The organism is Acinetobacter sp. AYS6 (genome assembly GCF_025630795.1).
GTDB lineage: Bacteria > Pseudomonadota > Gammaproteobacteria > Pseudomonadales > Moraxellaceae > Acinetobacter.
Window position 1 is genome coordinate 393513 of sequence record NZ_JAOTNV010000007.1, and the last position, 11578, is coordinate 405090.

The following is an 11578-nucleotide window of genomic DNA, read 5'->3' on the forward strand; positions in this document are numbered from 1 at the left end:
GGGTGTAGATCGCTTCTGTTGATTAGAAAGCCCGATATGCATTAATTGCCTATCGGGCTTTTTTATTGCTTGATTAAAAGGAATGATATACAAAAAATTTAAAAATAAAAAAAGGAAAAAGAAGATCCTGAATAAGGCGCTATTATCGATATGACTACTAGTCTAAAGAATCTTTATAACATAAGATTACTAGCATCTGTTAAGCCCCCACTGAGCCAATGAAACAAGATACTGTCATTCAAAAAATATGGAGTTTATGTAACATACTAAGAGGTGATGGTATTACCTACTATCAGTATGTGTCTGAACTTAGCTACTTATTGTTTCTTAAGATTGCACAGGAAAATGGTTCAGAAGTACTTATCCCTGAAGGTTATCGATGGGTTGATCTAGAATCTCATGAAGAGGAAGGATTATTGGGCTTCTATCAAGAGATGCTTACTCATTTAGGCGCAAATGTTGAAAATGACGTTATAAGAGATATTTATGCATTCCCTACTACAGTTTTTTCCCATTCTGAAAATCTAAAAGCTGTTATAGATGGCATTTCCAAAATTGAATGGCATCAAGTAGGAAAAGATGGATTTGGTGATCTCTACAGTGGTTTGATTGATAAGAGTGCTCAGGATACCCGCTCGGGGGCTGGACAGTACTTCACTCCACGCCCTCTAGTTAACAGTATAATAAGATTAGTACAGCCAAATCTTGGTAACTTAATCCAAGACCCTGCGACAGGAAGTGGTGGTTTCTTAGTTTCTGCTGATAGCTATATTAGAACCAAATATTCACAAGAAGAATATCAAACTACCCCGCCTAAATATCAAGGTATAGAAATCGAGAAAAATACTCGTCGAATTTGCTTAATGAATACCTTTTTACACAATTTAGATGCAAACATTATTTATGGTGATGCGCTAACTGATGACGTAGCAGAGTTGGATGTACCTGATATAATTTTGGCCAATCCTCCCTTTGGCACTAAGGCTGGTGGACAACGTCCTTTACGTAAGGATATTCCATTCCCTAATACAAATAAACAATTCGCTTTTTTACAGCATATTTATTTGGGACTTAAACCTGGTGGTCGTGCGGCTGTAGTATTACCCGATAATGTATTATTTGAATCAGGTGTCGGTACCGATATACGCCGCGACTTAATGAATAGGTGTAATCTGCATACTATCTTGCGGCTGCCTACGGGTATTTTTTACGCACAAGGCGTTAAAACTAATGTCTTATTCTTTACTAAGGGCTCTGCTAAAGACAAATATCAGCAAGAGAACTGCACTGAAAATGTGTGGATATATGACCTGCGTACTAATATGCCTAATTTCGGTAAACGTACTCCTTTTGGTAATTCAGAAATTGGATTTACATCAGAAGAGTTGGGTACGGATCCACATCTCGGTCCATTCGAGAAAATGTTTGGTGATAATCCTAATGGAACTAGTAAGCGTACTGAAGGTGAATACAGCTTTGACGCACTAGAGACCGAAGTAGATAAAGATGCTGTAAAAGAATATCAGGATATTGATGAACAGCTCTCCCATTCTCGCTGGCGTAGTTTTAGCCGTGAGTGGATTGCCAATATTAAAGGCGAATCATTGGATATATCATGGCTGAAAGACAAAAATAGTGTGGATATTGCCAATTTGCCAGAGCTAGAGACACTGGTGCTCGAAGCAAAGGAAGAGTTGGAGGAGGCGATGAATGAGCTGAATGAATTATTGGCTGCATTGGAAGGAGCAAATTAATGATTTCAACCAATTCATGCAATTGGGTAGAATTAAGAATCGGGGATATTGCAGAAATTGTTGCAGGAGGAACACCAAAGGCTAACAATCCAGAGAATTTTAAAGAGGCTGGTACAGGGATTGCTTGGTTAACACCAGCTGACCTTAGTGATTACTCTGAAAAATATATTAGTTTTGGTGCCAGAGATTTAAGTCAACAAGGGTATGAGTCGAGTTCTGCAAAAATATTGCCCAAAGGAAGCTTGCTATTTAGCAGTCGTGCCCCAATTGGATATGTTGCTATTGCAAAAAATGAAATTTCAACGAATCAAGGTTTTAAGAGCTTCGTCTTCCGCTACGGTGTAGATTCAGATTATGCTTATTATTATCTTCGGAGTATTAAGAACGTAGCTGAAAGCATGGGATCGGGCACAACCTTTAAGGAAATTTCAGGCGCTACGGCAAAAATGTTACCTTTTCTGCTTCCTTCTTTAGCCGAACAAAAAATTATTGCTGATAAACTCGATATCCTTCTCAAACAAGTTGAAAATATTAAATCCCGCCTCGAACACATCCCAGAGATTATCAAGCGTTTCCGTCAATCCGTGCTCAGTGTTGCAGTGAGTGGTAATTTGACAAAGGGGTGGAGGAAAGATAAAGAAATTGTATGGCAATCATTGGTATTAGATGATATTGGTGAGGTAAAAGGTGGAAAAAGATTACCAAAAGGTGACGAACTGGTTGAGGTGAATACAGGTTTTCCATATATTAGGGCTGGTCAGTTGAAGCAAGGTACAGTTATTAATACGGATGACGCCCGTTCTAAACAACTATTTCTTACTCCAGAAACTCAAAGAAAAATAAGTCGTTACACTGTTAACAGTGGAGACTTATATATTACTATAGTTGGAGCCTCAATTGGTGATGCTGGAGTTATTCCTGAGCATTATTCTGGAGCCAATTTAACCGAAAATGCAGCAAAAATAACAGAGTTCAAGAAACCCCTTAAAAGTGAGTTTTTATCGTATTGGCTTCGCTCACCTCAGCTACAAGATATGATAAGGCTAGAAATAAAGTCTGGAGCACAAGGTAAATTGGCTCTTCAACGAATAAAAAAGCTTCCCGTTCCGTATACAGATATTAGTGAACAAGCTGAGATCATTCGTCGAGTTGAAGAGCTATTCGCCTTTGCTGACCGTATCGAACAAAAAGCTAATGCTGCGTTAGTACGAGTCAGTAATCTGACTCAATCCATCTTAATTAAGGCTTTCACTGGAGAACTCACAGCCGATTGGCGGGCTGTTAACCCTGAGTTAATCAGTGGCGATAACAGCGCTGAAGTCTTGCTGAAAAAAATTAAGGCAAATCGTGAAGCCCTCGAAAGACAACCTAAGCCAAAACGCTCCGCTATAAAAGAGAAGACAGATAACCGTATGAGCAAACAGATCATCAAAGTGGCTGAGACCCTAAAACAAGCTGGAAAGCCTCTAAGCGGTCAGCAACTGTTAGCAGCAGCAGGTTATCCTAGTGACAGCAATACTGAACAACTAGAACAATTCTTTTTGGACATCCGTAATGCTCTTGCTATCGAAAAGTCTATTGTAAAACTTGAGCGAGATAACGATAGTCAAGATTGGTTCGCCTTAGCCAAAGACAGCCAATAATAAGCAAAATAAAGAATTAAGGACTACCCATGAAAGTCGATAAATTACATATTCGCTCACGCTTTAAAAACCTTGAAAACGTGAAAATAGACTTTGATGAAAATCATCTAATGACTGTTGTTGTGGGACGTAATGGATCAGGTAAATCCAACGTTCTTGAAGCGTTGGTAGCTATATTTCGCAATCTTGATTTAGGAGAAGCCCCACCATTCTCATATAAGTTGACTTATAGATTAGGTGAGCCCCTTAAGCTGAATCAGCCTATTGATCGCTGGATGGAAATAACTATTGATGCTGATCCAGATCGCGGGACACTAGCAAAACAATATGAAGTACATATTCGTGATCTTTTAAATGATGAAAAACAAAAGGATATGTTTGATGAAACACCTTCAGATGTAATCATTCCTTTTTCAAAAGTTAAACGTGATAAAGACGGTAAAGCACCATATCTACCTAACTATGTTTTTGCTTATTATTCAGGTCCTAGTGATCGGCTCGAAAAATATTTTAAAAAACACCGTACGGATTTTTACCGTAAGCTACTCAAAGATGAAGTAAATCTAAAAGGTGACATCCGACCATTATTCTACGCTAAGCCTAATCACAGCCAATTCGTACTACTTGCTTTTTTCTTATCAGAGCAAGATAGTGAAGAAAGAGCATTTTTACGAGAACATTTAGGCATTGAAGGATTAGACAGTATTCATTTTGTGATGCGTCAACCAGGATGGGCTAAGAAAAAAGAAGAACTATTTTGGGGAGCTTCCGGTGTTGTTCGTCACTTTTTGGATGAACTCATACAACATACTTTATCTCCAATAAAGGTGACTCGCCAAGAAGATACATCTTTAACTGGCAATAATATTCGTAATGAGTTCTTTCACCTATTTTTACCAGATGTGGATGCCTTGCGTGAATTCGCCAAAAATCTTACAGCAGACGAATTGTTTAAAATGCTTGAAAGCACTTTGCTCTCAGAAATTATCTCTGAAGTAAACATTCGAGTAAAAGTATCGAGCAGCGAAGCACCCCTTACTTTCCGTGAACTCAGTGAAGGCGAACAGCAATTATTGACAGTATTGGGTCTGCTCAAGTTCACTGGCGGTAAAGATTCTCTATTCTTACTTGACGAACCTGACACTCACCTTAACCCTTCATGGGCTATTAAGTACCTTAAATTCCTGCGTGAATTTGTACCTAATCATGAAACTAGTCACTTACTGATGGTTACTCATCACCCTCTGGCTATTGCAGAATTAGAGAAAGAGCAAGTCCAAGTAATGTGGAAAGATGAAAAGTATAAAGTTCATGCTGCCGAACCTTATGTTGCTCCACGTGGTATTGGTTTTATGTCAACATTGACAGAAATTTTTGGTTTGAACACCACGTTAGATCTAGAAACACAGAAATTATTAGATGAGCGTAATGAGCTTTCAAGCATTTTAAATCGTAATACAGCTCAAGAAGATCAACTCGCTATTTTAAATGACCAATTAGATAGATTAGGTTTTTCATTTGAGAATCGTGACCCTTTATACAATGAATTTCTTCTTGCTTGGCAAGATGTTAAATATGCAGATAGACTCCCTCTTTCACCACGTGAAGCTGCTGATCGTCGTGAAGCGATGAATAATTTAATACAAAAATTATTAGAAAATACTAAGGGGAATATTCAGTGATTTATATTAAGCGAGATATGAGTCTAATACCTGAGAAAGTAATGAAAGTTGCTCAAAGAGCGCAAAATCAATTAGAAAGCTTACCTATAGAAGAAAGAGCTAATTTTATTAAGAAGAAAGCACATATCTGGAGAAGTTTTTCAAAATATTTGTCAAAAATGTCCTATGGGAAATGCTGGTACTCAGAATGTAAGGATGCTGGTGCTAATTTTGATGTAGATCACTTCAGGCCGAAAGCAGAAGCAAAAAGATGTTCAATTGTAACGGACATTGACGGTTATGCTTGGTTAGCTTTTGATTGGGAAAATTTTAGATTAGCGGCTCAAAATACGAATCGTCTAAACAAAGAGGAAACAACAGGCATAACCTTCGGAAAAGGGAGTTGGTTCCCACTTTTAGAGGGGAGCCCTAAAGCTTGTTGGGATGATAGGTGTATAGTACAAGAAAAACCATTATTAATTGATCCAGTCAATAAAAATGACTTGGAGTATATTGATTTTGATGAGTCTGGGCGATTTATACCTAATATAGTTTGTGTAGGCGAGGCTGCACACCGTATTACTGAATCTGCGCGCTTATACGGTTTGAATTTTGAAAAAATGCGTGAAGCTCGATTTGAAGTTATGAAAGAAGTTAAAGACCTATGTGAAACTATTATTCAGAATGCTCAGATCATAAAGCAGATTGGAGAGAGTGCCCCGATGGATACTATTGAAAAACAGATAGAACTATTGAAAGCAAAAACACGTGCTGATGCAATTTTTAGCTTAGCTGCACGCATACAACTCCAGAAATTAGGGCTTAATTCTGAGATATTTATTGATCGATCTTTAGATGCTGCTTAATTAAAAGATATAGAATTTGAAATAAGTACTTCATGCTATGGAAAATTTATATTCATTGCTGAGATATGTAACCAAAACTCAACCAAAGTTAAGTTTATAACTTCAATTTAAAATTTGAATATTGTGCTTTAAAAAATTGATTTTAAATATTATTTTTAAAACACAAAAACCACCATTGCTTTAATAACTGATTGATTAAGCCCGATCTGTATTTACTACAATCGGGCTTTTTTATTGCATTCATAAAGCTAACCAGACGCTTTGCCATGAAAGAAAATCGAGTTTGTTCGTAGAGCCCCTGTGTCACGACGGACTTTTACTTTTACGCTGATTTAAAGTTTGAGAGATCATTGCAACACAGAGATAAAGGAGCTAAGCGAACTTAGCCCATTTCATCTTTGTCGCAGCGTTGAATGCTGCTGAACAAGTTAGGGGCAAAGTCCTGTGGGAGATCAGGACTTTGCAAACTGCTGCGTTTTAAACGTTGCATGGTTTGAGGTGAATAAACCTGTTCAAGCTGTTGGCAAATACAATTGCAACTGGCTTGCATCTGTTCACCTGACAAACAAATTCTTTTAAATTCCTGCTGAGCATTGGCGTCATCATTTGTAATACTGTAACCACCGACCACAAGGTTTAAAACTAATATAAATTTATGAAGTTCCATATTATTCTCATGAATATTTATATCTTCAGATAAAATAAAAATATGATTCGCCTAAATATTAAAATAATTTTTTTAAATAATAATCAACCCTCCCAAAAAATAGGAAAATAAAATAATTAATATTATAAAGTAAAAATAATTTATAAATCTAAAAAATCAGGTCATAGAAAACCCCAACTTTAAATAAATAAAATAGTTAAATAAGAGAGAAAATGAGTTTGAATACTGGCCTGGCCAACTCCTTAAAAATGGAGTCCTACCACCAAATCACCGCGAATTAATTTATGGTGGTAGAACGAAAGAGGGTTGACAGACTGAGTCTAGCGATCAGCACGCGCGTACGCGTCCCCCTTCCGCCCTACCATAGAGAAAAAGGGGGCACAAAGGTTCCACACGGGGAATACTTAGAAAAATATAACCCGCTACGCTAGACACGGTCTGTCAAAACCGGCTGGCAATGTAGGCCAGCAACGAAATCATAATCGGTATAATAAAGAACGTCAATTTATTTTAATGAAAAAAGTTTAAATATAATAATTTTATTAATATTTAAATAATATTATCCTCTTTATTATATTTATAACTTTTAATTAATTTTAAAATATAAACTTGGGTTATATATATTTGATTAATAAAATAGATTTATCGTTAATTCTAATTTAACAGTTTATATAAATATATAAGATGATAAGCATATACCTTTTATCATCTTTTCTATAGCTTTTAAATCAGGCCCCACGAGGACCTGACCTAAATTTCGAATTTTGTTTTAAGCTGCCGCTTTTTGTTCCTTAATCCAATTTTTAATACGGACATCCAATATATTTAAAGGCAATGTTCCTGCATTTAAGATCATGTCATGGAATGCTTTGATATCAAAACGGTCTCCAAGCTCCTGTTTGGCTAGCTCTCGTAGCTCTAAAATTTTTAGTTGGCCCATCTTGTAAGCTAATGCTTGTGCAGGAATAGCAATATAGCGGTCTGCCTCTGCCTGAATATCAGGTTCATCTAAAGCAGAGTGTTCACGCATAAAATCAATCATTTGCTGACGGGTCCATTTTTTATAATGCACGCCAGTGTCAACCACTAAACGACAAGCACGGAACAACTCACTCGATAATCTTCCATAGTCTGAAAGCGGGTCTTTATAAAAACCAACATCTTTACCCAATTGCTCTGCGTAAAGTGCCCATCCTTCAATATAGGCGGTATGGTTGGGTTGCTTTCGGAACATCGGCAAATTAGGCAGGTTTTGGGCAATATCAATCTGCATATGGTGGCCGGGAATTGCCTCATGGTAAGCGGTCGCTTCCATTGATATTTTGGAACGTTCAGAGAAGTCCCCAGTATTCACATATACCTGTCCGGGGCGTGAACCATCAGGCGTGCCTTGATGATACTCAGCACCTGCCGCTTCTTTTTCTCGATATTGCTCTACAGGCAAAACTTCGACTTTATTTTTGGGTAATAAACCGAAGAGCTTCGGTAACTCTGGTTGCATTTGGGCAATATATCCGCGGTAAATCTCTAAAATTTCTTCACGAGATTTTGGGAAAACAGCGGGATTTGTTTTTAAAGATTGTTGGAAACTTTTTAAATCGTTAAAACCTTGTGCTTTGGCAATTTTCAGCATTTCCGCTTCAATACGAGCAACTTCTTTTAATCCCAATTGATGAATATTTTCAGGGCTTTCAGGCGTGGTCGTATTATCTTCTACATAATAGCGATAGAGCTCGTCACCTTTTGGCAAGCTCCATATACCCTCGTGTTGTCGCCCATAAGGTAAGTAATCTTTCTGAATAAACGTACCAAGTTTTTGATAAGCAGGCCGAACATGCTGATCTATGGCCTGTAGTATTTCACGGCTTAAACGCTCTTGTTCTGCTTTCGAGATGTTTTTTGGAAATTGTTTTAATGGAGAAGCAAACACACTGTCCTTCCCTGAAGGAGTCGCAATGCTATTAATCTGCTTTGCCACCTTTTCAATTAAATATTTTGGTGGCATTAAGCCATCTTTTTGTCCTTGTTTTGCTAACTCAATCCCTTGATCAAGAATAAGAGGAATTTGTTTTAAACGAGCAATATAGTCTTGATATTGTTTAGCATTATTAAATGGAATCGAACTAATGAATCCCGGAAATTGTAAATGTAGTCCCCACATTTGATTGAAAGGCATCTCATAGAGTTTCAAATCATAATATTTAAGTGACTCTTTCAACTGATAAATCATTAAATCTTTATTTAATTGATCAGTTGCTGAAAATCCTGTGCTATCAATTGCTTCAAAACGTTTTAAAAAATTTTGAGTAGTTTTTTTATCTTTCTCAATCTGATTTTTTGAAAACTCGGTCCATCGATCGTTGTAGCGTAAATCGCCTAAAGTCGTTGCAATTTCAGGATTATTTTTTAAAGTGTATTCCCACTGTTCTTGTAAAAGCTGGTTTAAAGCTTTCAGCCGAACAGAGACATCACTGTTTTGTTTAGATTGTGATTTTTCGATGGTATTTGTATTTATTTCGGGGGTTGCAGCACCAGAAGAATGAGATATCCAAAATAAAACACTGATACAAGCCAAATGTAAGGTTCTGTTTTTCATTTAATTATCCAGAAATATTTAACGAAGTTTAAAATAAAGATAAAACAAATTACGTGCCAAGCAGCATATAAAATGGTGTAAAAATCGAGTATTTTTTAACTCAATGATTTTATAAATTAATTTTCTTTTTAATTAAATTATTTATAGTTGCTATCTTTATTCCGAATCGGACTTTAATTTACCAGAAAGTCAAAAAAAGCGCACATGAGCGATCTCAGTGCACTTTTTTTATTTCTAAATTAAAAAATCTTTCTCAAGAAAACAAATACTGATAAACAATATACGCAGCCAGTTTTGCTGTTCTATTGTCTAAATCAAATTTTGGATTGCACTCAGCAATATCTAAAAGTTTGATTTTGCCGCTCTCTTGAATATGCTTAAAAATTGCCTCAAAAGTGGCTAAATCAATTCCTTTTACAGCCGGTGCACTCACCCCCGGCGCAACCGCAGCCGCGAAAACATCAAGATCGATCGTAATATACAAACAGTCGACTTTTTCAATAAAAGCATCAACCGCCGCAAGCACGTTTGGTAGGTTAAAAATATTAACCTCATGATCACGTAAATATGAACAATTCAGCGCATCGGCTGTATCAAACAAAATTTTAGTATTGGCATGGTTAGCAACCCCAATACATAAATAATTAAATTGTTTTTGATGCTGTTCTGAAAGGCGCGCTGCTTGTAAAAAAGGTGTTCCAGAGGTGGCATGCTCTGCTTCACGCAAATCAAAGTGGGCATCGAAATTAATAATGCCTATTTTTTTATCTGGCGCGTGAGCTTGTACATATTGGAACAGACCGCTAAAGCTGCCAAATGCAACTTCATGTCCACCACCCAGTACAATCGGTTTTAAACCATTTTGTAGGCTAGTTGCGACTTGCTCGGCTAACTCAGTTTGAGCTTGCTCTAAATTGCCGTATTCACAAGTGACCGTACCTAAATCGACAATACTGACTGGACGATGAATAGGTAAATTGGCAAGCTGATTACGGATTGCGTCTGGCGCATCGGCAGCACCGACTCGACCTTTATTACGTTTCACGCCTTCATCAGAGCTAAAACCAATCAGCGCAAATTCGGCATGTTGGGTTTTATTCATAATATGGTGAATACGTTGGTGTGCATCACCTTCGCCATCATGGCGGCCTTGCCATTTAAATGTGTGATTCATGTGACACCGTTTAAAAAATAACTTCTTGTCCGTGCTGAACGACTCGCTTAGGCAAATCTCCGCCAAGCCAGTAAACAATTTCAGATGGATGCTCAATATCCCAAGCCACAAAATCAGCGACTTTACCCTGCTCTAAACTGCCGTGCGTTTGCTCTAAACCCAACGCTTGTGCAGCATGAATGGTGACACCCGCTAATGCTTGTTCTGGCGTTAGGCGGAATAATGTGCTTCCCATATTGAGCATTAAACGTACAGAAAGTGCTGGAGATGTACCCGGGTTTAAATCGCTCGATAGCGCAATACGTACGCCATGTTTAATGAGGCTTTCAATCGGCGGATATTGTGTTTCACGCAATAAATAAAAAGCGCCCGGCAATAACACAGCAACCGTACCCGACTCTGCCATAGCTTTGACATCGTCTTCGGTCATGTACTCTAAATGGTCGGCTGACAAAGCATGATAACGTGCTGCCAAACTTGAGCCACCTAGCGATGAAAGCTGTTCCGCATGAAGCTTAACGGGTAGACCCAATGATTGTGCCGTTTTAAAAACACGCTCAACCTGAGCTGGTGAAAAGGCCAAATGCTCGCAGAACGCATCAACTGCATCGACCAAACCTTCAGCATGCAGTTTAGGCAGCATTTCTGTACAGATATGCTCAATATAAGCATCGCTTTGATCTTTGTACTCTGGCGGTAAAGCATGTGCGGCTAAACAGGTACTTTTGACCGTCATTGGTAAAGTTTCACCAATTTGACGAATCACACGCAGCATCTTGCGCTCATTTTCGTAATTGAGTCCGTAGCCAGACTTAATCTCAATGGTGGTTACACCATCTTGTTGCATACAGCGAATGCGTTTAAGTGCCGAATTTAATAATTGTTCTTCGCTTGCTTCACGCGTTGCACGTACTGTACTGGCAATGCCGCCACCGCTTGCTGCAATTTCAGCATAACTTACGCCTTGTAAGCGCTTTTCAAACTCAACACTACGGTTGCCACCAAATACACTATGCGTATGGCAGTCAATAAACCCTGGGGTTACCCAAGCGCCATTTAAATCAACTGTTTCGGAATATGTATCGATAGGAAGTTGTTGTTGTTTTCCAATCCACTGAATGAGATGCCCTTCTGTGACAATTGCAGCATCTTCAATGTAGGAGTATTGCCCATTTTGCATGGTCGCAATGTGGCAATTTTGCCAAAGTTTTTTCATT

At 38.0% G+C, this 11578-nt stretch carries 7 protein-coding genes and 1 pseudogene; 4 read left to right on the plus strand and 4 right to left on the minus strand.

Going from position 1 to position 11578, the window contains the following annotated elements; translation table 11 throughout:
- Positions 1–218 precede the first annotated feature (218 nt).
- From OD757_RS12445 to OD757_RS12460, 4 genes are read left to right on the plus strand one after another with little or no spacing between them, the layout of a single operon-like run.
- Positions 219–1754 carry a type I restriction-modification system subunit M gene (locus OD757_RS12445; RefSeq protein WP_263032069.1) on the plus strand — a complete coding sequence of 512 codons (1536 nt, stop codon included), beginning with the start codon at positions 219–221 and terminating at the stop codon, positions 1752–1754.
- Complete coding sequence (locus OD757_RS12450; RefSeq protein ID WP_263032070.1) at positions 1754–3397, plus strand: restriction endonuclease subunit S; 1644 nt, start codon at positions 1754–1756, stop codon at positions 3395–3397. The genes OD757_RS12445 and OD757_RS12450 overlap by 1 nt, the downstream gene beginning before the upstream one ends.
- A gap of 29 nt (positions 3398–3426) precedes the next feature.
- A complete protein-coding gene (locus OD757_RS12455; protein ID WP_263032071.1) occupies positions 3427–5079 on the plus strand; it encodes an AAA family ATPase in 1653 nt (550 codons plus the stop codon).
- The gene (locus OD757_RS12460; RefSeq protein ID WP_263032072.1) at positions 5076–5924 is read left to right on the plus strand and encodes a hypothetical protein; all 849 of its coding nucleotides are present in this window, start codon (positions 5076–5078) and stop codon (positions 5922–5924) included. Before OD757_RS12455 ends, OD757_RS12460 begins: the two co-directional genes overlap by 4 nt.
- Before the next feature lie 372 nt (positions 5925–6296).
- Here OD757_RS12460 and OD757_RS12465 read toward each other — a convergent pair.
- The 4 genes and pseudogenes from OD757_RS12465 to hutI form a co-directional block, all read right to left on the minus strand.
- Positions 6297–6591, minus strand: a pseudogene (locus OD757_RS12465) (hypothetical protein).
- Between the two features lie 769 nt (positions 6592–7360).
- A complete protein-coding gene (locus tag OD757_RS12470) occupies positions 7361–9187 on the minus strand; it encodes a DUF885 domain-containing protein (protein WP_263032073.1) in 1827 nt (608 codons plus the stop codon).
- A gap of 253 nt (positions 9188–9440) precedes the next feature.
- Positions 9441–10361, minus strand: coding sequence for a formimidoylglutamase (gene hutG, locus OD757_RS12475; RefSeq protein ID WP_263032074.1), 921 nt, complete (start codon positions 10359–10361; stop codon positions 9441–9443).
- A 10-nt stretch (positions 10362–10371) separates the two neighbouring features.
- A complete protein-coding gene (gene hutI, locus OD757_RS12480) occupies positions 10372–11577 on the minus strand; it encodes an imidazolonepropionase (protein ID WP_263032075.1) in 1206 nt (401 codons plus the stop codon).
- Position 11578: the final 1 nt, after the last annotated feature.

Bases quoted from the DNA above. Each gene is read 5' to 3' on its own strand.
- OD757_RS12450 (WP_263032070.1), top strand. From the start codon at position 1,754: ATGATTTCAACCAATTCATGCAATTGGGTAGAATTAAGAATCGGGGAT.
- hutI (WP_263032075.1), bottom strand. From the start codon at position 11,577: ATGAAAAAACTTTGGCAAAATTGCCACATTGCGACCATGCAAAATGGG.
- OD757_RS12445 (WP_263032069.1), top strand. From the start codon at position 219: ATGAAACAAGATACTGTCATTCAAAAAATATGGAGTTTATGTAACATA.
- OD757_RS12470 (WP_263032073.1), bottom strand. From the start codon at position 9,187: ATGAAAAACAGAACCTTACATTTGGCTTGTATCAGTGTTTTATTTTGG.
- OD757_RS12455 (WP_263032071.1), top strand. From the start codon at position 3,427: ATGAAAGTCGATAAATTACATATTCGCTCACGCTTTAAAAACCTTGAA.
- hutG (WP_263032074.1), bottom strand. From the start codon at position 10,361: ATGAATCACACATTTAAATGGCAAGGCCGCCATGATGGCGAAGGTGAT.